The organism is Sphingosinicella sp. SM1-17 (genome assembly GCF_056821765.1).
Window position 1 is genome coordinate 3,376,181 of the sequence record NZ_JBPDIO010000001.1, and the last position, 23,325, is coordinate 3,399,505.

At 63.8% G+C, this 23,325-nt stretch carries 14 protein-coding genes; 7 read left to right on the forward strand and 7 right to left on the reverse strand.

What is annotated here, in order from left to right:
- Nucleotides 1-61 precede the first annotated feature (61 nt).
- Entirely contained in the window at nt 62-739 is a 678-nt protein-coding gene (locus ACRYLT_RS16850) for a cyclic nucleotide-binding domain-containing protein (RefSeq protein WP_482665238.1), read from the forward strand.
- Between the two features lie 48 nt (nt 740-787).
- On the opposite strand, the gene ACRYLT_RS16855 is transcribed toward ACRYLT_RS16850, so the two are convergent.
- The gene (locus ACRYLT_RS16855; RefSeq protein WP_482665239.1) at nt 788-2,251 is read right to left on the reverse strand and encodes an aldehyde dehydrogenase family protein; all 1,464 of its coding nucleotides are present in this window, start codon (nt 2,249-2,251) and stop codon (nt 788-790) included.
- Between the two features lie 12 nt (nt 2,252-2,263).
- A complete protein-coding gene (locus ACRYLT_RS16860) occupies nt 2,264-3,988 on the reverse strand; it encodes an acetolactate synthase large subunit (protein WP_482665240.1) in 1,725 nt (574 codons plus the stop codon).
- 234 nt (nt 3,989-4,222) lie between these two features.
- Here ACRYLT_RS16860 and ACRYLT_RS16865 point away from each other — a divergent pair, with 234 nt between their 5' ends.
- The 5 genes from ACRYLT_RS16865 to ACRYLT_RS16885 all read left to right on the forward strand — a co-directional run bounded on the left by ACRYLT_RS16865 (nt 4,223) and on the right by ACRYLT_RS16885 (nt 15,128).
- Nucleotides 4,223-5,602 (forward strand): multiheme c-type cytochrome, encoded by a 1,380-nt coding sequence (locus ACRYLT_RS16865; RefSeq protein WP_482665241.1) that lies wholly within the window; start codon nt 4,223-4,225, stop codon nt 5,600-5,602.
- Entirely contained in the window at nt 5,599-7,563 is a 1,965-nt protein-coding gene (locus ACRYLT_RS16870) for a heme-binding protein (RefSeq protein ID WP_482665242.1), read from the forward strand. The genes ACRYLT_RS16865 and ACRYLT_RS16870 overlap by 4 nt, the downstream gene beginning before the upstream one ends.
- On the forward strand, nt 7,560-9,539 hold the full coding sequence (locus tag ACRYLT_RS16875) for a hypothetical protein (protein WP_482665243.1): 1,980 nt from the start codon (nt 7,560-7,562) through the stop codon (nt 9,537-9,539). Before ACRYLT_RS16870 ends, ACRYLT_RS16875 begins: the two co-directional genes overlap by 4 nt.
- Before the next feature lie 10 nt (nt 9,540-9,549).
- Nucleotides 9,550-13,776 (forward strand): LVIVD repeat-containing protein, encoded by a 4,227-nt coding sequence (locus ACRYLT_RS16880; RefSeq protein ID WP_482665244.1) that lies wholly within the window; start codon nt 9,550-9,552, stop codon nt 13,774-13,776.
- Nucleotides 13,777-13,853: 77 nt separating this feature from the next.
- Nucleotides 13,854-15,128: an HD-GYP domain-containing protein gene (locus ACRYLT_RS16885; RefSeq protein ID WP_482665245.1), complete on the forward strand. Its 1,275-nt coding sequence runs from the start codon at nt 13,854-13,856 to the stop codon at nt 15,126-15,128.
- A 182-nt stretch (nt 15,129-15,310) separates the two neighbouring features.
- On the opposite strand, the gene ACRYLT_RS16890 is transcribed toward ACRYLT_RS16885, so the two are convergent.
- Genes ACRYLT_RS16890 through ACRYLT_RS16905 form a run of 4 tightly spaced genes read right to left on the reverse strand, consistent with a single transcriptional unit; the run spans nt 15,311 to nt 21,412 of the window.
- On the reverse strand, nt 15,311-16,183 hold the full coding sequence (locus ACRYLT_RS16890) for a phosphodiesterase (RefSeq protein WP_482665246.1): 873 nt from the start codon (nt 16,181-16,183) through the stop codon (nt 15,311-15,313).
- 4 nt (nt 16,184-16,187) lie between these two features.
- Nucleotides 16,188-18,050, reverse strand: a complete 1,863-nt coding sequence (locus ACRYLT_RS16895) for a cytochrome c3 family protein (RefSeq protein WP_482665247.1) — start codon at nt 18,048-18,050, stop codon at nt 16,188-16,190.
- A gap of 13 nt (nt 18,051-18,063) precedes the next feature.
- Nucleotides 18,064-18,939, reverse strand: coding sequence for a hypothetical protein (locus tag ACRYLT_RS16900; RefSeq protein ID WP_482665248.1), 876 nt, complete (start codon nt 18,937-18,939; stop codon nt 18,064-18,066).
- Between the two features lie 31 nt (nt 18,940-18,970).
- The gene (locus tag ACRYLT_RS16905; protein WP_482665249.1) at nt 18,971-21,412 is read right to left on the reverse strand and encodes a cyclic nucleotide-binding domain-containing protein; all 2,442 of its coding nucleotides are present in this window, start codon (nt 21,410-21,412) and stop codon (nt 18,971-18,973) included.
- A gap of 146 nt (nt 21,413-21,558) precedes the next feature.
- Between ACRYLT_RS16905 and ACRYLT_RS16910 the strand changes: the two genes are divergently transcribed.
- Nucleotides 21,559-22,509 (forward strand): tetratricopeptide repeat protein, encoded by a 951-nt coding sequence (locus ACRYLT_RS16910; protein WP_482665250.1) that lies wholly within the window; start codon nt 21,559-21,561, stop codon nt 22,507-22,509.
- 104 nt (nt 22,510-22,613) lie between these two features.
- Here the strand turns inward: ACRYLT_RS16910 and ACRYLT_RS16915 are convergent, their stop codons facing one another.
- Nucleotides 22,614-23,273 carry an OmpA family protein gene (locus ACRYLT_RS16915; protein ID WP_482665251.1) on the reverse strand — a complete coding sequence of 220 codons (660 nt, stop codon included), beginning with the start codon at nt 23,271-23,273 and terminating at the stop codon, nt 22,614-22,616.
- Nucleotides 23,274-23,325 lie beyond the last annotated feature (52 nt).

Below are 23,325 nucleotides of genomic sequence, written 5' to 3' on the forward strand. Positions count from 1 at the left end.
ACAGCGTCGCCCCTTCCGCCGGAGCCCGCATTGTCGCATTATGCCCTTCGAAGGATCATCCATGGCTACGTCGGAACTGTTTCTGCACCTGGGCTACGCGCTTCTGATCATGGGCGTGCTTGTCTCCCGCGTTGCGTTGATGCGCATCCTGTTCGCTTCGGCGGCTGCGGCGCTGGGAATTCGAGCGCTGCTCTGGACCGAGGAACTGATCACGATCGGCTGGATGTGCGGATTGACGGCCACCTGCCTTCTCCTCCTGCTGCGCGACTTCCGCGAAAGCCGGGCAGCGCGAGTCAGCGGTGAAGAGCGGGACATGCTGGACAGCCTCGTCGCCGGGCTTTCCGTCGGCCGAGCTCGGCATCTGATCGAACAGGGCGTGTGGCTGACCGGCAAGGAAGGCGATGTTCTGGTCACGGAGGGACTGCCGGCCGAAAACCTCTATTATCTCGCCGAAGGAGAGGCGCGGGTGTTGAGCATGGGCCGTCAGGTCGGCCTTTGCCGCGCCGGCGACCTCGTGGGCGAACTCACCGTTCTCTCCGGCGAAGCGGCTAGCGCGACGGTCGTGCTCAGCAGCCCAGCGCGATTCTGGTGTGCGCCCGCGGACGTATTGCGCCCCTACCTGGCCGCACATGAGGATGTCCGGCAGGCGATGGACAAGGGTTTCGCCGCTGCGCTCAAGTCGAAACTGCGCGCTACCAACCGAACCATCGCCCAAGCCGATCCGTCGCCGGCTGGCTGATTTCGGATCGCTGCGGATCAGATGCGGTCCGACCCCGTCCTTCGAAGTTCAGGATCCCATCTGCTTGAGCGCCGCGCCAGCGCCTCGACGGATCACGAGATTACGGATCTCGGTCATGTCCTCCATCGCGAAGCGGACGCCTTCACGCCCGAGTCCGGACTCCTTCACGCCGCCATAAGGCATGTTGTCGACTCGGTAGGAGGGAACGTCGTTGATCACGACGCCGCCGACGTCCAGCCGGTCCCAGGCATCGAACATCTTGAACAGGTCGCGGGTGAAGATGCCTGCCTGAAGCCCGAATTTGCTGTCGTTCACTTCGTCCAGGGCCGCCGAGAAATCGTCGAACTTCGAGAGGATGGCGACGGGCCCGAACGCTTCCTCGCGATACACGCTCGAGGAACGATCGACATTCTCGAGCAGCGTCGCTTCGAGCATCGCACCGTTCCTGCCGCCGCCGCATAGCAAAGTTGCGCCGTCGCGAACGGCTTCCTGGATCCAATTGTCCAGCCGACGTGCCTCGCTTTCGCTGATCATCGGGCCCACGAACGTTTCGCGGTCCTTCGGATCGCCGGCGATCAGCTTGCTTGCGCGCGCGCAGAGCCGGTCCCGCAGATCGTCATAGATGTCCGAATGGATGATGATCCGCTGGACTCCGATGCAAGACTGGCCGGACTGATAGAAGGCGCCGAAGATGATGCGTTCGACGGCATCGTCGAGATCGGCATCCGAATCGACGATGACAGCGGCATTGCCCCCCAGCTCGAGAACCACCTTCTTCTTGCCGGCCTTGGCCTTCAGCTCCCAGCCGACACCCGGCGACCCGGTAAAGCTGAGCAGCTTCAGCCGCTCGTCCGTGGTGAAAAGGTCGGCTCCATCACGGTGGGCGGGAAGTATGGAAAAGGCCCCTTTCGGCAGATCCGTCTCGGCCAGGACCTCGCCGATGATGATCGTGCCCAAAGGGGTTCGGCTTGCCGGCTTCACCACGAAGGGGCATCCGACCGCGAGCGCGGGCGCAATCTTGTGGGCTGCCAGGTTGAGCGGGAAGTTGAACGGCGAGATGAAGCTGCAGGGTCCGATCGGAACGCGTTTCCAGATGCCCTGATACCCTTTCGCCCGCGGCGAGATGTCCAGCGGCTGGACCTCTCCCGTCATCCGGACGCTCTCCTCCGCGGCGATTCGGAAGGTGTCGATCAGCCGCGTGACCTCGCCCTCGCTGTCCTTGATCGGTTTTCCGGCCTCGACGCAAAGCGCATAAGCCAGCTCGTCGAATCGCTCCGTGAACCGGTTCACGCAGTGCTGCAGAACGGCCTGGCGCTCGAAGCTCGCCATCCGGCCCATTGGCTCCGCCGCTTCAGCCGCGGCAGCGATTCCGGCATCGATCGTCGCCGCATCGGCCTGAGCAACCCGGAAGGCGACCTCGCCCGTATATTTGTCGGTTACTTCGAGATCGGCATTCGGCTGCTTCGCCTCGTTCGCGAGGTATAGCGGATAGACTTCCTTAAGCTGAACCATCGGAAAATGTCCTCAGGCCAGAGTGGGTCCGGCCGCGACCGGAGTCGCTTCCTCGACATTTTCGAAGCTGAGCCCCGGCTTTTCCCCGCTGTCGAGAGCGGCGCTGAGCTCCTTGAGATCCCGGTTGAGGATCCGATCGTTCTCCGAATAGTCGACCGGGCAATCGATCAGATGGACCCCCGGGGAGTTCAGGCACTGGTCGAGCAGGACCGGCAGCGATTCGGCACTGTCGACCCGGTACCCCTTGGCGCCGTAGCTTTCGGCATATTTGACGAAATCGGGATTGCCGTAGGTAAGTCCGAAATCCTCGAACCCCATATTGGCCTGCTTCCAGCGGATCATCCCGTAGGCATCGTCGCGCAGGATCAGGACGGTGATGTTGAGTCCGAGACGAACCGCGGTCTCCATCTCCTGGCTGTTCATCATGAAGCCACCGTCGCCGCAGATCGCCATCACCTTGCGATCGGGATAGATCATGGCCGAGGCCATGGCCGAAGGAAGACCGGCGCCCATCGTCGCGAGCGCGTTGTCGAGAAGAACCGTGTTGGGCTGGCGCGCCGGATAGTTGCGGGCAAACCAGATCTTGTAGACGCCGTTGTCGAGGCAGATGATTCCATCGGCCGGCATGGCTTCGCGGATCCGTTTCACAAGACAGGCCGGAAAGATCGGGAAGCGCATGTCGTCGCACATCGTCGCGGTGTGATCGATCTCCGCCTTGCGTGCCCGGAGCATCCGGTCGAAGTTCCAGGTGCCCGACGGCATGATGTCACGGTTGATCTGCCAGATTGCGTTCGCGATGTCCCCGATCACCTCGACTTGAGGGAAATAGACGGGGTCGACTTCGGCGGTCTTGGTGCTGACGTGAATCACCTCCGTTCCACCCTGAAGCATGAAAAATGGCGGCTTCTCGATGACGTCGTGACCCACATTGATGATGAGATCGGAAGCTTCGATCGCCTTGTGAACGAAATCGCCGGCCGAGAGCGCTGCGCAGCCGAGGAATTTCGGATGAGTTTCGTCGAGAACGCCCTTCCCAAGCTGAGTAGTGATGAAGGGAATCCCGGTTTTCTCGATGAACTGGAGAAGCATCCGGCTCGTCATCTTCCGGTTCGCGCCCGCACCGATCACGAGCACCGGCGACCGCGCCGATTCGATCTTCTTGACCGCGGCTCGAACCGACTTCTCGTCGGCGAGCGGCCGGCGAACCAGGCTTCGCGGGAACGGCCGCGAATCGGTCTGCTCCTCGGCTATGTCCTCCGGAAATTCGAGGTGGACCGCGCCGGGCTTCTCCTCTTCGGCAAGGCGGAAGGCCTCGCGCACACGGCTCGGGATATTGTCGGCCGAAGCGAGCTGATGCGTGTATTTGGTGATCGGTCGCATCATGTCGACGACGTCGAGTATCTGGAACCGGCCCTGCTTGGATTTCTTGATCGGCTTCTGGCCGGTGATCATCATCATCGGCATTCCACCGAGCTGAGCATAAGCCGCAGCGGTCACGAAATTGGTTGCTCCGGGCCCGAGGGTCGCGAGACAAACTCCGGTATGGCCGGTATGACGTCCATAAGTCGCCGCCATGAAGCCGGCGCCCTGCTCATGACGAGTGAGCACGAGCTTGATCTTCTTCGATCGCGAAAGGCTGTCGAGGAAGTCGAGATTTTCCTCGCCAGGAACGCCGAATACATATTCGACCCCTTCCTCTTCGAGGCACTGGATGAATAGGTCAGAGGCTTTCGTCATGTCGCCGCTCCGATCGCGTTCCTGGGATTGCCGGACATATAGTCAGACGGCGGACGGATTCGGCTCACGAGTCCGGTGCCCCCTGCTGAAGGCCCAGGTTTACCGGGGATTGTTTCGCCTGTCATCAGCGGCTTGCAAGGCGCCTTTCCCGGTTGCATGCAACAGGCGTTTCGGTCCATAGATCGGTCGGGAGCTTTGACCCGGCCGAGGGGAAACGGCCGTCAGGGAGGGCAAATGGGGGGCAGCCGTAAATTCGCCGTAGGTGCCGGCGCCGCTGGCTTCGTGGGCGCGCTCGCTTTGCTCTTTTCGATTCAGTCGCAGGGAGCGCAGGCTGTCGTTCAGAGCGGTTCCACCGGCACTTATGTCGGAGTCGCCTCCTGCGGCGGCACCACCTGCCATGGGCGCAGCGAAGGTGACGGACCTGTCGTTCGTCAGGACGAAATCATGCTCTGGCAGGATCCTGCGAGCGCGGCCGGCGCCCACAGCCGCGCCTATGACGTGCTTCGCGATCCTCGCAGCCAGGTCATCGCTCAGCGGCTCGGAATCGGAGAAGCGACCGGAGCGCCGATGTGCCTCGGCTGTCACGCGACTCCGGCGGGCCAGCGCGGCGGACGGTTCCAGCTGGCCGATGGCGTCGGATGCGAATCGTGCCACGGCCCCGCTTCCGGATGGCTGTCGAGCCACTACGCCGTCGGCGGCACGCATGCGAATAATGTTTCTCGCGGCCTGATTCCGCTCGAAAATCCGCGGGCCCGGGCGAGCGTCTGTCTCGATTGCCATTTCGGCAGCGCCGACGAGGGCCAGTTCGTCACCCACCGGATCATGGCCGCCGGTCACCCCCGGATTTCGTTCGAGCTCGACCTGTTTACGACGCTCCAGCAGCATCATCAGGTCGACGAGGACTATGTCCGGCGCAAGGGCCGGCCCGACTCGCTGCGTACCTGGGCGATCGGCCAGGCAATGGCGCTCGACCGTTCGCTGTCGCTCTTCTCGAATCCATCTCGGGGGACCGAAGGCGCCTTCCCCGAATTCTACTTCTTCGATTGCCACAGCTGCCACAGGCCGATTTCGGACGATCCGAATTACCGGCCGACCGCCGTGGCCAATCCGGGTCGGCCGATTCCATCCGGGATGCCGCCCTACAACGACGAGAACATGATCATGCTCGCGGCGGCGGCTCGAGTCGTGGCACCGGCGCTGGCGCAGCGCTTCGAACGCGACAGCCGCGCATTCCATCAGGCGATCGCCCGCGACCGCGCCAGTGCCGTTCGCTCGGCGCAGACTCTGCGCTCGACGGCTCAGGCTCTCGCCGACGCCTTCTCGTCCGCGCAAATGGGACGTGCCCAGGTCTTCGCGATCATCGATTCGATCACGAGCGAAGCGATCAGCCCGCGCTTCACGGATTATGCCGGCAGCGTTCAGGCGGTGATGGCCACCGACACGCTGCTTTCCGCGCTCGTGAACGAGGGTGAGATTGGCGAAGCGGCGGCTAACAACATCCGTTCCGACATCAACAGTGCGTATCGCGCCGTCCGCGATCCGAATGCCTACCGGCCCGGAGACTTCCGCGCCAGCCTGGGCCGGGCCGCTGCCGCGATCCGGAGGCTCAGGTGAAGCGTAGCGTTTCCACGATTGCCATTGCTGCCTTGTTGCTGGCTTCCTGCGGAGGCGGAGGCGGAAGTACCGCGCCCCAACCTAAGCAGCCCGACCCGCCGGTCGGCTCGCAGTCGGTGTTCCAGACTCCGGCCCTGGTCGGGCTGACCGTCGCCGACATCCAGCGGATCATCTCCCAGGGTGTTGCCGAAGCGCAGGCGCAGGGACGACCTTCCGGATTCGTCGTCATCGACCGGGTCGGCAACGTCCTTGCCGTCTTTGTGATGAACGGCACCAACTTGACGCTCCGGACACCGTCCGCACCGAACGGCAACAATGACGCGCTTCAGGGCCTGAACCTGCCCGCTCCGGCGGCCCTCGCTGGCGGCATTTCCAAGGCGCTGACTTCGTCCTACTTCTCGTCGGTCGGCGCCGCTTTCTCGACTCGGACCGCGAACGACATCGTCCAAGAAACGCTTCCGCCCTCGGCGGCGACTCGCGGTCTCGAGAGCGGCCCGCTATTCTCGGTGCAGTTCAGCCAACTTCCGTGCTCCGACGTTTCGTCGCGATTCCCGAATCGAGCGGGCACTCACCGGGGACCTCTCGGTGCAGGCGCGGATCCCGGCTCATTCCCGCTCTACAAGAATGGCGCCGTGGTGGGCGCCGTCGCGGTGGTGGGAGACGGAGTATACGGGTTCGACACCGAATATCGCGACAATGACCGCGATATTGAAGAGGTGATTGCGCTCGCGGCGACGACCGGCTTCGAGCCTCGGCCGGAGATCCGGGCGAACCGGATCACCGTGGATGGCTTCCTGCTACGTTATTCGGATGCGACTCCGGCGGATTTCCGCAGCAACCCGGCCAACGCGCCGAGCTTCGCGACCCTCAATGGGACGGTCGGCAATCTCGTATCGGTCCGCGGCTATTATGATGCGGCGAACGGCATTCTTCCCGGCACCATCTACGGAACCGAGGAGTCAGGGGTCCGGCCCGCAACCCAGGCCGAGTTCACGATCCCGGAAGCTTGGGTCGTCAGCGACGGTTCCGGCAACAACCGGTTCCCGATCCGGGGAGGAACCGACGGCGCCGAAGCTCTTAGTCAGGCCGAGGTCCGAGCGCTCCTCGAGGAGGCCTTCCTTGTGCAGCGGCAGGCGCGGGCGCAGCTGCGCGTGGAAGCACCGGGCGAAGCCGAGGCGCGCGCCCAGAACACGATCGTCGTGGTCGACACGAACGGCGAGATACTGGGGCTGGTCCGCGGACCGGATGCGCTTCCGGACGCGATCGACGCCGTCCCTCAGAAGGCGCGAACCACCGTCTTCTTCTCCAGCCCGACGGCGGCAAGCTACCTGCTTTCGCACCCCGATCCGGAGGTTCGGGACTACGTTCCCGCCGTGCGGACGTTTCTGGGCGATCCCAACGCGCTGACCGGGAATGTGGCCTTCGGGCTGCGTTCAATTGCCAATCTTTCCCGTCCCTGGTTCCCCGACGGCGAACTGGGGCGGCCGCCCGGCCCGCTTTCGGTTCCGATCGAACAGTTCAACATCTTCTCGACTGGTCTCCAGTCGCAGCTGATCGAGCAGGATATCATCGATCACATCCTCTATATCCTCGGCGTACGGGCAGACGACGTGCCGCGCAGCTGCACGCGCTCTCCGGAGATTCGTCCGGGTTTCAATCGGATCAACAACGGGATTACGCTGTTCGCCGGCGGCGTGCCGATCTACCGCAACGGCCGGCTGGTGGGAGCGATCGGTTCGTCTGGCGACGGCAACGACCAGAGCGACATGATCGCGTTCCTGGGCGTGCATAATGCCGGACTCCGGCTCGGCGGATCGATCGGCAATGCCGATCCGGCAATCCGCGCCGACCGAATCCAGGTTCCGCTCGGCGACGGACAAACCGCCAATCTGCGCTACGTCCGCTGCCCCTTCGCTCCCTTCGTGGGAACGAACGAACAGAATGTGTGTCAGGGCAAATGAGCCTCGCCGCTGCCTTTCTCTCGCTGATGACTTCAGCCGGGCCAGAGGCGCTGGCCGTGTCTGCACAACCGGCGCCCGAGCTCAGCGTCACTGGGGCGGCTGCGTCGATCGCCGCGCCTCAGGAAGAGGAGGCCGCCGAAGCCGAGGCGGCGGCGGAGTCGCAGAACCCGCAACCGAATGAGCGCAGCGAGCCCCCTCCTCCTCCGGCCGAGCAGGAACTGATCGACGGTCGGCGACGGCCGGACATCCAGCGCGAGCTGCCCGATGCCGTCGAGCAAGTTAATCCCGGCGCCATCCGTTCGCCTCCTCCAGAGGCTTTTCCCGCCGATCATATTCCGATCCCGGACCGCTGGCGGTTGATCCAGAGTCTGGGGCTGGTTCGGGAGCGCTGGTGGGATCCGTACAACCAGAACACGCTCAAGGGCGACCGGCCGATCTGCACGCCCGAGGACACGAGCGAGCAGCACCAGAATAGTTTCGGCTGCCGCGCCGCGCGCTTCCTGGGATTGCAGAGCAATGACTGGTTCTTCGTCGGCAGCGCTGTGTCAGACACCGTCATCGAGCCGCGAACCTTTCCGATCCCCGGTGGCGAGCAAACCACCGACCGTCCCGGCGGGCTCGACGTGTTCGGCCGCAACGGCAGCTTCGTTGGCGTTCAGACCTTCATCGTCAGCGCCGCCTTGATCAAGGGCTCCACCGCCTACAAGCCGCCGGATGTCGAATGGCGGCTGACCCTGGCGGCACAAGCCAACTATGTCGACGTGCGCGACCGCCGAATCCTCGACGTGCGCCCAAGCGTCGGCAGCAACCGGTTCGACTATGCGCTGGACGTCCAGGAGGCTTTCCTGGACTACCATTTCGTCAACACGTCCTACCGCTACGACTTCTACTCGATCCGCGTCGGAATCCAGCCGTTCCAGTTCGACTTCCGCGGCTTCCTGTTTCAGGATCAGCAGCTCGGAATCCGGCTGTTCGGCAATCGCGACAACAATCGGTTCCAGTTCAACGTCGCGGCACTCTGGCGACTTGAGAAGGACACCAATTCCGGCCTGAACAACATTCTCCAGACACCTCGGCAGGATTGGATCCTGCACGCCAACCTCTACCGCCAGGACTTCCCTTTCGTCGGACTGACGAGCGAGCTGTCCGTCACCTGGAACATCAATCGCGAACGCGACGATATCGAAGTTGACGACAATGGCTTCCCGGCACGGCCGGCTGTCATCGGCAACCTACAGGCGCGCAACTATGACGCCTGGTATTTTGGCTATGGCGTGGATGGCCGAATCGGCCGGATGAACCTGACCGCTTTCGGCTACGGGCTGTTCGGATCCGACCGCAACAGCAACTTCACTGGCGAGGAGGCACGGATCGAAGCCTTCTTCGCGGCCGCCGAACCCTCCTACGACTTCAACTGGATCCGAGTTCGGGGCGCGGCCCTTTTCGCGAGCGGCGACAACGATCCTTTCGACAATGTCCAGCGCGGCTTCGATGCGATCTTCGAGAATCCGATCTTCGCCGGTGCCGACACCAGCTACTGGATCAGACAGTCGATCCCGTTCGCGGGCGGCGCTCGAGCGGTCACCTTGGCCGGGCGCAACGGCATCCTCAACAATCTGCGCTCGTCCAAGGAGCAGGGGCAGTCTAATTTCGTCAATCCGGGGACGATGCTGCTCGGCGTCGGGGCCGATTTCGACATCACGCCCGAGTTCCGGATTTCCGCCAATGTCAATCATCTCTGGTTCCACCGGACCGGAGTGCTGAACGTGCTTCGCCAGCAACAGACGATCCGACGCGATATCGGCTGGGATCTTTCTGCGGCGGCAATCTGGCGTCCCGGGATGATCCAGAACGTCGTTTTCCGGCTCTCCGGTGCGGTGCTCGCGCCCGGCACCGGATTCGACGACCTGTTTACGAATGCTCAGCGCGACGACGTCTATTATTCGGTCCTGTTCAACGCGATTCTGACTTACTGAGGCGGGGGGAATGCAGCTCAATCGGCTTGCGAAGAAGGTGCTTATCGGGGCGGCGCTCACCGCCTCGGCAGTTTTCGGCACCTCGCAGCTCGGTGCGGCCGAGAAAGAGAAGCCGGTCGTGCGCGACTACAGCCTCGTTCGCGCCGCTCCAGCACCGCGCACTCAGGAGTGGAGCGACGCCGAAGCGAAAAGCGCCGGCTGCACGTCCTGCCATACGGAGAGCGACACGCACACGATGCACCGCTCTCCGGCGGTCGTGCTCGGCTGCGTCGACTGCCACGGCGGCAATCCTGCGATCCGCGGTAACCCGCAGCTTGCGCATGACGATCCGCAGTTCGTCGCGGCGCGTGATCAGGCGCATGTCCTGCCTCGCTATCCGCAGGCGTGGAACTGGCCGATCAGCGCCAATCCCCGGCGCAGCTACACGCTCCTGAACGTCGAGGCGCCGGAATATGTCCGGTTCGTCAATCCGTCGGACTATCGCGCGGCTCGCGACGCCTGCGGCGCCTGCCATATCGAGATCATCGAGGCTGCCGAGCGTTCGATCATGGCCACCGGCGCGATGCTGTGGGGCGGCGCTTCCTACAACAACGGCATTCTGCCCTTCAAAAACTATGTCCTGGGCGAGGCTTATACCCGCGACGGTCAGCCGGCGCGGATCCAGTCGCCGGTCAATGGGCAGATCACTCCGGAACAGCGTGCCCGCGGTGTTCTCGCCGAACTTTACCCGATGCCGACCTGGCACGTCGTTCCGCCCGGTGACATCTTCCGCGTGTTTGAGCGCGGCGGACGCAACATCAACACGCAATTCGCCGAAGTCGGCCTGCCGAACCCGACCGGGATCATCCAGCGCCTGGAAGAGCCGGGCCGGCCGGACATCCGTCAGTCCAATCGCGGCCCGGGAACCGGCCTTCGAGTGTCGATTCCGGTACTCAACGTCCACAAGACCCGGCTCAACGATCCGTTCATGTGGTTCATGGGCACGAACGACCAGCCCGGCGACTATCGTCATTCCGGCTGCGCCAGCTGCCACGTCGTCTACGCCAACGATCGCGAACCGCGACACAGCCTCACTTATGCTCAATATGGCCGCGACGGTCAGACTCAGACCATCGATCCGATGATCGCGCGCCTGAACCAGCGCCTACCCACCCAAGACGGTCACAGCGGCGAAGAAAGTCATTCCGAGGACGATGGAGCGCACGGCAATGGCGAATCAGAAGTCGGTAGTGGCACCAATGGCCATGCGGCTCCGGCCGATACGAACCACAGCGCGATGCGGGAGCGCGGCCATCCGCTGAGGCACGTCTTCACGCGTGCCATCCCGACAGCGCAGTGCATGAACTGCCACATGCACCAGCCGAACATCTTCCTGAACACCTATCTCGGCTACACGATGTGGGACTATGAGTCCGACGCCGACCTGATGTGGCCCGGGCCGGAAAACCGGCTGCCCGCCCGTAACGCTCAGGAGGAACAGCGTTTCCGCAATCAGGTCTATCCGACCGAGGACGAGGTCCATTACGTCCTGGAGCGCAATCCCGAAGCGGCGGCTCCGCGCGGGCTCTGGGCCGACGTCGAGTTCCTGCGCGAAGTCTATGACCGGGTGAACCCGCTGGCCCGCGACACCCAGTTCGCAGACTATCACGGTCACGGCTGGAACTTCCGGGCGATCTTCCGCCGCGACCGCGAAGGCAATCTGCTCGACGCCGACGGCAACATCATCCCGCCGGGCGATCCGGACACCTTCCGCCGCGAAGGCGAAGGCCTGTTTGTCCCGGTCGGCGTCAACCCCGGACGCTCCGTCCACATGATGGACATCCATGCCGAGCGCGGGCTGCAATGTGCTGACTGCCACTTCGCTCGCGACAGCCACGGCAACGGCTTCATCTATGGCGAAGTAGCCAATGCGATCGAGATTTCGTGCAAGGATTGCCACGGCACGGCTCGTGAATATGCCAACCTGCTGACTTCGAACGTGGCGGCACCGCCGCGGGGCACCAATCTCGCGCTGATCCGCAACGAGGATGGCCGCCGCCGCTTCGAATGGGTCGAGCGCGATGGACGCCGAATTCTCATCCAGCGCTCGATCGTCGATCCCAATCTCGAATGGGAGGTCAGTCAGGTGCGCGACAGCGTCGACGCCAACCTTCCGCCCTGCGAGGCTCGCGGCGACGAGGCGACCCAGGGACCCTGCTTCAGCCTCCCCTCGGCCCGAGCCAAGCTCATGTCGCGCACCGGCGCGGAGACCGGCCGCTTCGTCTTCGGCGAAGGCGTGGCGGATGAAGAGCTTGCCCATCGCGATGAGGAGATGGCCTGCTTCACTTGTCACCTATCGTGGACGACGAGCTGCGCCGGCTGCCACCTGCCGATCGAGGCGAACAACCGAACGACGATCCACCACTATAGCGGCGAGGAAACGCGCAACTTCGCGACCTACAATCCCCAGGTCGCGCGCGACGAGATGTTCCAGCTCGGTCGCCACCAGACCACCAAGGGCAACATCATTGCCCCGATCCGGTCGACCTCGGCGCTGATCCTGTCCTCCACCAACGTGAACCGCGAGCGAATCTACGTCCAGCAACCCCCGATTGCCGCTTCAGGCTATTCATCGCAGGCCTTCGCTCCGCACTTCCCGCACACCGTGCGTCGGACCGAGACGAAGACCTGCACCGACTGCCATCTGTCGGAAGCGAACGACAATAATGCGATCATGGCCCAGCTGCTTCTGCAGGGTACCAATTTCGTGAACTTCGTCGGCATGCACGTCTGGTCCGGTCTCGAGGGCGGCTTCCAGGCCACTCGGGTGACCGAATGGGAGGAGCCGCAGGCGGTGATCGGATCGAACCTCCACCGCTACGCCTATCCCGACTATTGGCGGATGCATGTCGAGCAGAACGGCCGCGAGCTGATCAACTGGACCCGCGGACGCACGTTCGACAGGCGGTTGAGCGGTGAACGCTTCTCGCTGGAGGAGTTCCGCAACATCGTCCAGGGCACGCGCGATCCCGTGCGCTGCCTCCAGAATCGCGGCGAGTATATGTTCGTCGCAGAGGGCCGCGGCGGCTTCATGGTCTATGACATTGCCAGCATCGGCAATAAGGGCCTGTCGGAGCGGATCATCACCGGTCCCTTCTCGCCGCTTGGGCACGACACGCGGGTGAACTCGCGCAATGCGACCTGCGTCGCGTTGCCGACCAACCAGCCGATCCGCCCCGATCGCAACGATTCGATGGCGAACACCGCTCGACCGCAGCCGGATGGAAGCACGATCACCCTGCTCGAGGAAAATCAGGAGCAGCGGATGCACGAAATCTACCGCTATGCGGTGGTGACCGACTCCGAAGAAGGCCTGTTCCTCGTCAACGTCGACACGATGTCGAACGGCGAACCGCGTGACAATTTCCTGCGCCGGGCCCGGCTCGAGGGTGGAGCGACCGCCTGGAACCCGGACGGGATCCTGAACGGTGCAAGGCACATCACGCTTGCCGGCCACTATGCCTATGTCACGACCCCCAATGCGCTGGTCGTCGTCAATCTTGACAACCCGCTGGCGCCGCGCCTCGTCACCAGCCAGCCGCTTCAGGACGGGCGGGCCTCGGCGATCCAGTTCCGCTACCTGTGGGTCACGGATGCTCAGGGGTTGAAGCTGTTCGACGTCACCCGGATGGACAATCCGGTGCCGGTGCCGGGCGCAACCGTGCCGTTCGAGAATGCGCAGCGTGTCTATCTTGCCCGTACCTACGCCTATGTCGCGGCGAAGCATCAGGGCCTGGCGATCGTCAACGTGACCAACCCGGAGCGGCCGGGCGCACCGACCTTCGTCACCTTCGACGGGCAGATGAACGACGTCGAGGACGTGATCGTCGCAAGCACCAACGCCTCACTGTTCGCCTACGTCGCGGACGGCCGCAACGGCGTGCGAGTGGTGCAGCTCACCTCGTTCGCCAGTACGCCGCAAGTCTACGGCTTCTCGCCGCGGCCGGTGCCGGAACTGATCGCCTGGGCACGCACCCCCACGCCCGCGCTGTCACTTGCCAAGGGCCTCGATCGCGATCGCGGCGTCGACGAAACCGGCGGCCAGATCGCCGTCTTTGGTCGACTTGGATCGCGACCATTCAATCGGCAGGAGATGGAACGCCTGTTCCTCAACAGCCGTGGCCTGCCCTATCGGGTGAGCGACCATGGTGTGATGCAGGACTGGATTCCCGCCCGTCTCGCCTCGGTTCGCCGCTAGTCCTGCGGATTTTTCGAGGCCGATCTTAAGGAATTTTCCAGTACCCCTTTTCCATAGAGGATCGGGGGGTTTCGCTGATGTTGCGAGTTCGGAAAGAGGATTTGCGGCTCGGGATGTTCATCGAGTCGCTTGAGGGCTCGTGGTTCGAGCATCCTTTCTGGAGGTCCCGGTTCCTGCTCGAGCGGGAGGAAGATCTTCACGCCCTCCAGAGTAGCGGTATCGACAGCGTCTGGATCGACGAGGCCAAGAGTCTCGCCCCGGCCATTGCTCATGTTTGCAGCCCGCCCTCTCCGCCCCGCCGCAGTCTGTTGGCGGAACTGGCCGCGGAAGCGCCGACCCAGGCCGAGCCCGAGCCGAAGCCGGCGCCCAAACCTCGCCGTGCCCCACGGCCCAACGAATTTCGTGCCGCCGAGACGGTGCTCGCCGATTGCAAGGCCGCCGTCGGTGATCTGTTCGCAAGAATCCAGAGCGGCAACGGCGCCGAGGCCATTGCCGACGCGGCGCCGATCGTCAGCGGGATCGCGGAGTCGGTCGAGCGCAATCCCGATGCTTTGCTCACGCTCTCGCGGATCCGAACGCTCGACGAATATACCTACATGCATTCGGTTGCGGTCAGCGCGCTCATGATCAATCTGGCGCGGGAGCTGAAGCTCGCTCCGGATTATGTGAGACAGGCGGGCACGGCCGGCCTTTTCATGGACGTCGGCAAGGGCTTCCTCAGGGCGGAGCTGCTGAGCAAGTCCGAACTCTATTCACCCGAAGAGCGGGCGGAGATGCGTCGTCACACGGAGCTCGGCGCTCAGGCTGTAAAGGCTTCAGCCGAAATGTCGAAGATCGTCGCCGATGTCTGCCTTCACCATCATGAAAGGCATGACGGGACGGGCTATCCTCACGGCCTGAAGGGCGATGAGATCAGCCTCTTTTCACGAATGGCAGCGGTCTGCGACGCTTATGATGCCCTGATTTCGCCCCGGCCCCATCGACCGGCACTCAGTCCCGCCGAAGCGATCGCTGACATGTACAAATCGGACGGCCATTTCGACGACAGCCTTCTGACAAGCTTCATTCGGAGCGTGGGAATTTACCCGGTCGGCAGCCTCGTCCGACTCGAATCGCGGATGCTCGGCTGCGTCGCTGCTCAACGTCGAGACCAGCTCACGCGTCCGGTCGTCCGGATCTTCTATTCCATCTCGGAACGGGCCCATGTGCCGGTTCGCGAACTCGATCTGGCACAGATGCCCCAGCCGGACAGGATCGTTGCTCGGGAGGAGCCGGCCCGCTGGGGGTTGGCCGATTGGGACAGCTTTGCGGTCAATCTGCTGCAAGGACAGAAGTCAAAGCTTGCCGCCTAGCCAGGAGCGCCTGCCTCGTCCGGCGGGAGCTGTGCCAAGCTGAGCTTCGGGCCAGCCTGGCGCCATGTGCTTCCGGCCGAGAATCAGCGCCGTGCACTGGATACAAGGTCTACTCACATGGCGAGCGTCTGCGGATCTTTCTTGCAAGAACGATAGGCCCTGCCCGCTAGGCGGGGCGTCAATCAGCCGAGGTCGAGCAGGGTGTTGCCCTCTTTCTCCCGGACGAGCATCCGCACCAGCGGCTGGAGCTTGGGTGTGTAGCGAACGATGATCTCGTGATCGTCGACTGTATCGAAATGAGTGACGAGCTGACGCCCGTTCCACCAATGGAGAGCGAAGTGAGGCTGCCCGGCGACGATCATCGGCCGCTGGTCCGGCTGATCCGGATTGATCGGTTCCAGATCGAGGGCGACCTGAGGGGCCGTTGACGGGCACACAATCAGCGGAAAGCCTGCCCAACCCGTCACGAGCGGCCGATGGACATGTCCGGCAACCATGGCGACGACGTTGTCGTGCGCCTCAAACACGTTGCGCAGCCGTCCGACCCAAAGCGCGTCCGGATCTTCGGTCAGCCACGGTATGCCCGTATCGATCGGGGGATGATGAAGGGCGATGAGGGTCGGCCGCTCCGGCGCTTCCGCAAGTCGCGCCTTCAGCCAGGCTTCGCGCTCGCTGCAGAAGGCACCTCCGTGCCGGCCTTCCTCTAGCGTGTCGAGGACGAGGATCCGGACCGGATGGTCCTCGATCGCATATTGGACGAACCCCCCCACGGTGGGAGTGCTGGGAAACACGCCAAGAAAAGCTTCCCTGCTGTCGTGATTCCCCATCAGCGGAAAAACCGGGAACGGAAGATCCGCGATCGCCTCCTTGAAGCGAATGTAGGAGACCCCGTCGTCGCCCCGCTCGGCAATGTCGCCCGTGACCAGCAGCAGGTCCGGCACCGGCCTCAGGCTCCGGAGAGCCGCCAGCGTCCGATCCAGACGCTGGCGGTTGAACTCGTCCGCGTTGCTCGGATCGAAGCCTAAGTGAAGGTCGGTGATCTGAGCGACCAGCATCCGATCATCGCGTTCTGGCCGCCGGCTGCGGCTGCGTACGAAGCACCGTCGTTCGCCACCGCTGCCCGCGAACGGTTTGCCGGATCAGCATCGAAGGCGTGCCTTCGTCCATATGGTAATCGTGGCACATTGCGCAGGTCGATTCCACTGGCAGATCCGTCGATTCGCCGCCGTGGCAGGCGCGGCAGCTGGCAACGTCCGGTAGCAGCAGATCGCTTGCCTGGCCGGAAGCGTCAGCGCGGTGACAGCTCAGGCAGGCCTGAGTGCCTTCCTGCCGCGGCTGACCGGGACGCTGGACGAACTGGTGCGGACGGTGATCGAACCAGCCGTGCAACATGTAGCGGCTCGGGAACGCAACCGGTCGAATACCGAAGGCGAGGCCGGAACTGGGCTGTTCGACCTCGTGGCAGTCGAAGCAGGCACCGCCTTCCGAGAAGACCGCGCGAACCGCCTGGTCGGCCCTTGTGCCGGCGGCGCCCCTTGCCCGTGCGGCCTGAACGGCGGCGCGGACCTGGTTCACGTCACCCGGTCGGCTCCTTTGGACTCCGAGCTCGGCCGGCCGAACTCTGAGGCCAGCGCGATAGAAGGAGCGGATGTCGGCAACGACCTGGCTCGGCTCGCCATGGCGCAGAGTCCGAACGGTACCGTCGATCTGCTCGAAAGCGAGGCTGTGGCACATGCCGCAGTCGCTCTCCATGTCGACCGGCTGGAAGCGGGTTCCGTCCGGAGTGGGCACGTGGCAGTCGGAACATTCCATCTGCTGGCCGAAGCCATAGCTCGCGCCGAGCCGCCGGGCCATCTGCGCGACCCCGCCGGTCGGTGCCAAGTGCAGGTCGTGCGGGAACTTGAGGTTGCTGGCTTCACGCGGCTGCTGGTCCAGCGAGACGCGCTGTGTAACCGGCTGCTCCCCGTTCCAGCGGATGAGCACCGCCGGCTTGAATTCCGGATGAGCCTCCTCGAAGTCCGAAGCATTGCCGAGACGGGTGTCGGGCAAACGCGACTGAAGGTCCGTGTGGCAGTCCGAGCAGAATTGCTGGGGCGTCGGGACCATCTGCTGAGGCCCCTCATGTTCCGTATGGCAATCAACGCAGCGACCCGCGTCGAGCCCGAACGTATCGGCGACGGTGCGCTGGAACCGCGCCCAGCCAGTCAGGTTCGGCTCGGCGCGACGCAGCCGGCTCGGATCGGCATGGTCGTGGATTTGCGTGTGGCAAGCCGTGCACGCTTCGTCACGAACGGCAACGAACGGCTGCGTATGACAGGCGGTGCAATTGCTGGAAAGATTCGCGTGACCCTGGGAGAGGGAGCCGCTCAGCCACAGGCGATCGCCATGGAACGACTGCGCCTGGGCAAACTGCTCTTCGTTGCCGCGTTGCTGATAGAAAGCCCAGATCGGCCAGGCGAGAAACAGGCCCAAGACGACGATGGCAAGGCTCCATGCGATGGACCGCTTGCCGGGCATGACGGCTGCAAGCGCAAATCGGCGCGTGTCGAACTTTTCTTCGGCCTCTTCAGTGTCGCCGCGCTCGACGTCGATGGCGACGTCGTCCGACCCCATTTCCTGCGGCAGGACTCGAAGGACGAACGGTCCGACCTTGATCGTGCCGCCGTCGGAGAGCTCGATCTGACCGAATTGCGTGTTGCTTCCGTTGACCTCGATCGTGAGTCCGGCCTCTGCCGAGACTCCGAGACGAGTCGACGAGACAAGCTCCAGAGTCGCATGATGCAAGGCGACCGCGAGCTCGTTCAGACGGATGTCGCAGTCGGGATCGCGCCCGACCTTGATCAGATCGTCATTGACTCGCGACGTACGGACGATCTGGCGCCCGTCAGCGCTATAGCTGATGTTCCTGAGGAGGAACGCCATCCCTACCTACCCCCTACCAGTAGAAGAAGACGCTGACGATGTGCGCAATCAGCGCGACAATCAGCACGAACGTCAACGGTACGTGCACGAACAGCCAGATTTCGAGCAGGGCCCGCCGCTGCACATAGCCGCGCAGGCGCGCCAGAGCGGCCGCCTTGCGCTCAAGCAGCTGGACGACCTGCTCGATCGGCGCGGCCGCCCTTCCCTCTACCTCGTTGAGACGCGCCCGCATGATCTGCAGCGCTCGGCGATTGCCGCAGCGCGGATAATTGCCGGACAGGCGCCGCCAGACTCCGCCGCCGAAAGGATCCTCGCCGAGCGAGCCGAGGACGATCTCGCTGTCGGAGTCGGAAAGCGGCTGGGCCGCCGCCTGGATCTGCTTGTCGAGGCTGCTGACGGCCTCGATCATCTGCGGACCGGTCATCTCGGATCGGCTGTCCGACAGGCCCTGCGGAAGGATGCCGTAGACGGTGATCCCGTAGACGCCGGAGAAGATGACCAGCATCATCAGGACGTAGGCCAGCGTGTGAACGTTCCAGCCGAACTGGAAGCCGGTGTGCAGGGTTGCGATGACGATCAGCGCCAGGCCCAGATAGACGTGGGCGGAAGTCCATGCCTTCAGCGACCAGCGGCCGCGGGTCATCGCACGCTTGCGGATGCCGAGCATCCCGAGCCAGCAAATCAGCAACGCTCCGATCGTGCCGAGCAGATAGCCCAGCCAGCTGCCGCCATTATGGCGTGGCTGGACGTCGATCAGCATGTAGATGAGCACGGTCAGGATCGAGAGAACGAGCCCGATCTTGAACCAGCGGAATCGCCGATAACGAAGGAAGCCCTCATGGGCGACGCCCTCGGCGAATTGCGTCCTTTCGATCCCCCTGCTTGCCACCCCTGTAAGCCCCCTGTTGCTCGTTACGGCCTTATACCGTTTGTCCCATTCTCGCTACTGTCAGGAATTGTTCCGGCGAAACACGTATCGCCGCGCCGGTTGGGCATGCGCGCACGCAGGCCGGGCCGCCCTCGATGCCCGAGCACATGTCGCATTTGATTGCCTTTTTCGGCGCCTCGGCCCCGCCCTTCTTCTTCTTCGCCCACTTCTCGTCCGCTTCGCCGGGACCAGGACCGGCGCCAAAGAACAGCCATTTCAGCAGGCTTGGTTTCTTGGGCGGAACCTTCGCCATGCGAATCACCCCGTATGGGCAGTTGCGCTGGCAATTGCCGCAGCCGATGCAGGTGTCGTTGATATAGACTTCGCCGTCGGGGCCCCGGTTCAGGGCGTTCGGCGGGCAATCGGCCATGCAGTGCGGATGCTCGCAATGTCGGCAACTGGTCGGAACATGAAGATGGGCATAGGTCCGCCCGGCTTCGCGGTTCAGGCGCGACAGCCCTTCATGGCTGTCGGCACAGGCCCGTTCGCAATTGTCGCAGCCGATACAGAGCTTCTCGTCGATCAGAAGCACATCGGTGGCTTCGCCGATGCCGTTCTCGACAAGGAAGCCAGCGACCGAGGAATACATGTCGACCGCGCCGCCGAAGCTCTGCTTTCGCGCCTCGATGAAGTCGGTCGTCTGCTGCCGCGCCGCCATGCTCTCCTTCATTCGGGCGAGCAGCTCCGGCTTTCTCAGCAGCAGCCGCTTGAACGCCTCCCCGTCGAGGCGGATCACTTCCGACTTGATCGCAGCCCGAACCGTTGCGGTCCGCCGGCCGCGATCGATCAGCGCCATCTCGCCAACATAGGAACCGGCCGGCAGGTAGGAGAGGAAGACGGGCTTTCCGCCGATATTCTTCTCGACGACCATCGACCCCTGCCGAATGACGAAGACGTCATAGCCTTCATCGCCTTCGTTGATGATCGTCTGCCCGGCGCGGACCTCCTTGATCTCGGCAGTTTCGAGAACTTCCTGAAGATCCTCTGAAGTCACCGATCCGAACAGCTGGAGCAGCTGGCGCTCGGTGGAAATCCGGGTGATCTCGCGCTTGGCGGCCGCATTGGTCGCCATCAGCTTCAGCGCCGCACTGCGCGGGATCTCGATAACGATAGCGCCCTCGGCGGTGCGCACCGTTGCGCCCCGCTTGCGGCCGGAGATCAGCCCAACCTCGCCGACGATCGATCCCTGCCCGATCCGCACTGTCTTGGATGGGTCGTTGGAGTCGACCTCGACCAGGACCGAGCCGTCGGCGATCGCGAAGAGCGACGAACCCGGCTCGTTGCGCTGGAACAGGACATCCCCGGACCGATAGGCGCGAGGTTCCGAATCCAGCATGAACTCGCGCATCTGGAGCATGGACAGGTCGTTGAGGATGGAGACTCGTCGACGAAGGAACGCCAGCCATTCGGTCACGCTGCGCGCGCCGGGAAGGACGGCGAACTTCTCCTCGAGAATCGGTTCGTCGGCGGGCTTCAGATCCTTGTTGCCGTTGATGAACTCGACGACGTCATAGCCCTGGTTCATGCAATGCTTGATCAGCGGATAACCGGCCAGGGCGCCGATCACATAGATACCCGGAACCGTCGATTCGAACTCCGGCGACAGCTGCGGATAGGCGTCGGGCGAGTCGCTGCTGAACTTGATCCCGCAGCTTTCGACAAACTTGCGCGGCGGCGCGGTACCCATCCGGGCGATGATCCGGTCGCACTTGATCTTCTGTTCGCCGTCGCGAGTCTCGAGGTAAAGCCAGCCCGGCGCGACCTTGAGCGGGCTCGTCTCGCACATGATGTTGATTCGACCGGCGCGGCCCGCCTCCATCAGCAGGTCGACATTGGCCTGCTTGGCGCGAGCGAATTCGGCGCTCCGGTTGAGAATGGTGACCGTGTTGTTCTGCTCCGGATCGGCGGCCAGACCCAGCGCGTTCTCGATTCCGGCGTCGCCGGAGCCGATCACGGTGATATGCTCGTCGACAAACTCCCCTGGGTCGTCGAGCGTATACTGGATGTGCGGCAGGTCCCCGCCTTCGCAACGCATCTTGTTCGGATTGCCCTGGGTACCGATGCCCAGGATGACATATTCGGCCTGAACGGTCTGACCGTTGGTGAGCGTCAGCGTGAAATTGCCCTTTTCGCCGGTGATCGCCTTGACCTCGGCGTTGAACATCACGTTGAGTCTGTGCTCCTCGGCCTGCTTGTCCCAGATCTCGAGGATCGTCTCACGTTTGCCGGCATCGAAATCGAAATCCGAGCGCAGCACGAGCTGGCTCGGAGTCGCCATGACGTGCTTGCCCTTCTGATACTTGTAGATCGTATCCGAAAGATGGTCGGTCTTCTCGAGCAGGACGTGGCTGATTCCCAGCTGCGCCGCGCGCGCGGCGGCGCTGAGCCCCGCGGGCCCCGAGCCGACGACCGCGATCTTGAAAGCCGACGCCACCTGAACTCACTCCCCAATCCGAATCCGCAGAACGCTTCACAAGCATCTGAAAAGGCGCGCACACGCAAGCCATGTCCAGTCTAGCAGCTTCTCGATTGGAAGCCAGACTTGACGTCCGCTTTTTTACCGTAATGATCGCGCCGCAAATGGCCGAAACCAGCACATCCAGGCGGAGGATCTCATCCGCAACCATCGCCCTCGTCGTCGCGGCTCTTTTTGCCGCCGCTGCGGTGGCCATCGCCCTGTTCCGGTCCGGAGACACGGCCGAGACCGCAGCCGCCGACGGCAACACCGCTCAACCGCAGCAAGCGGCCAGCAGTGTCGAGGAGGGGGTGGCGAGCCTTCGCGAACGGCTCCGGCAGGATCCGGACAATCATGAAGGCTGGCATCTTCTTGGCCTGTCCTATCGCGAGATGGGTCGCTTTGCCGAAGCCGAGCAGGCCTTCCGCCGAGCAATGGAATTGTCGCCGCGCAATGCCGATTATGTCGCCTATCTCGCCGAATCGCTGGTGCTCCGGGGCGGCAATGACGGCCCTCCCCCCGAAGCCGAGCAACTGTTCCGTCGAGCGCTGGAACTCGAGCCCGGCAACCCGCAGGCACGCTACTATCTCGCCACTCTGAAAGACTTCAGGGGTGATCATCGCGGCGCAGTCGAAGATCTGCTTGCGATCCTTCGCGATGCTCCCGCCGATGCCCCGTGGGAGCCTCAGGTGCGCAGCGCCGTCCAGGCGATCGCCCAGCAGAACAATATCGACATTGCCGGCCGCCTGCCGCCGCCGCGCCAGCCGACGCCATCCACTGCAACCGCGGCGATCCCCGGCCCGACCCGGGAACAGATGGAGGCCGCCAAGGCCCTGCCGCCGAGCCAGCAGGACGCGATGGTCGAGGGAATGGTCAGCAGGCTCGAGGGGCGTTTGCGGCAGAACCCGCGCGATGCGGAGCGCTGGATCATGCTGATGCGCTCGCGCGTCGTCCTGAACCAGCAGGATGCCGCTCGGGACGCGCTTCGTTCCGCCCTTGCGGCCTTCCAGGGCGATTCCGCTACCCAGCAGCGATTGCGCACGGCCGCTCAGGAACTGGGCATCCCGGCCAGCTAGGCGACCCCAAAAGGGAGCAGCCCGGACGATCCGCCCGGGCTGCCAGCATATCTGCTCGAAAGGGACGCCGCGTGGGGCGCGCGGTCGCTGGTGAACCCGGAGGATCAGGAGATCCGGACCGCCTCCACCCGACGATTTTCGCTCGCCGCGGCCGAGCGTCCCGGCAGCGGTCGGTCAAATCCGTAGCCGCGCACTTCCAGCCGGGAGGCTGGAATTCCTTGGCTTACCAGATAATCGGCGACCGCCTGAGCCCGCTTCTGAGACAGGTTGAGATTGAGCGCCCGTCCGCCGACGGAATCGGTATGGCCTTCGATCCGCAGCCGAACATTGGCGAGCTGCGGGCGCTTCAACGCCTCGGCCAGCGCACGAACCCGCGCCTGGGCTTCGGGTGAAAGAGTCGTCGAGCCGGTAGCGAAGGCGACCCTGAGGTCCGCCCGCCCGGGCTGCGCCGCGGCCGGTCGCGCTGATGGCTGGCGCCCGCTGCTGGAAGCGGTCTGTCGACGATTGTTGTTGCGCGGTGCGGTGGCCTTAGGGGCCGGCCGGTTCGAGCTGGCGTTCGGCCGTGACAGCGAGAAGCCGCGGGTCGCGGAAACCCGCGGACCATTGGGATCGTCGGCCGTAGCGCCGTCCGCCTCATCCGCGCATTCGCCGCTGAGAGCGCAGACGAACTCGTCCGCATCGGGAGAGGAGCTTTCCTGGGAAAGAGCGGCATAGGGAACCATCGTCATACCGCAGACCAACAGGGACAAACCGAGCTTGCGCATTATCGCCTCCTAAGGAGTGATGCCATTTCACAGGAAATGAAGGGTCAAGCCT

What these genes read in the sequence shown, in the direction of transcription:
- ACRYLT_RS16850 (WP_482665238.1), top strand. Translation starts at nt 62, where the DNA reads ATGGCTACGTCGGAACTGTTTCTGCACCTGGGCTACGCGCTTCTGATC.
- ACRYLT_RS16855 (WP_482665239.1), bottom strand. Translation starts at nt 2,251, where the DNA reads ATGGTTCAGCTTAAGGAAGTCTATCCGCTATACCTCGCGAACGAGGCG.
- ACRYLT_RS16860 (WP_482665240.1), bottom strand. Translation starts at nt 3,988, where the DNA reads ATGACGAAAGCCTCTGACCTATTCATCCAGTGCCTCGAAGAGGAAGGG.
- ACRYLT_RS16865 (WP_482665241.1), top strand. Translation starts at nt 4,223, where the DNA reads ATGGGGGGCAGCCGTAAATTCGCCGTAGGTGCCGGCGCCGCTGGCTTC.
- ACRYLT_RS16875 (WP_482665243.1), top strand. Translation starts at nt 7,560, where the DNA reads ATGAGCCTCGCCGCTGCCTTTCTCTCGCTGATGACTTCAGCCGGGCCA.
- ACRYLT_RS16880 (WP_482665244.1), top strand. Translation starts at nt 9,550, where the DNA reads ATGCAGCTCAATCGGCTTGCGAAGAAGGTGCTTATCGGGGCGGCGCTC.
- ACRYLT_RS16885 (WP_482665245.1), top strand. Translation starts at nt 13,854, where the DNA reads ATGTTGCGAGTTCGGAAAGAGGATTTGCGGCTCGGGATGTTCATCGAG.
- ACRYLT_RS16890 (WP_482665246.1), bottom strand. Translation starts at nt 16,183, where the DNA reads ATGCTGGTCGCTCAGATCACCGACCTTCACTTAGGCTTCGATCCGAGC.
- ACRYLT_RS16895 (WP_482665247.1), bottom strand. Translation starts at nt 18,050, where the DNA reads ATGGCGTTCCTCCTCAGGAACATCAGCTATAGCGCTGACGGGCGCCAG.
- ACRYLT_RS16910 (WP_482665250.1), top strand. Translation starts at nt 21,559, where the DNA reads ATGGCCGAAACCAGCACATCCAGGCGGAGGATCTCATCCGCAACCATC.
- ACRYLT_RS16915 (WP_482665251.1), bottom strand. Translation starts at nt 23,273, where the DNA reads ATGCGCAAGCTCGGTTTGTCCCTGTTGGTCTGCGGTATGACGATGGTT.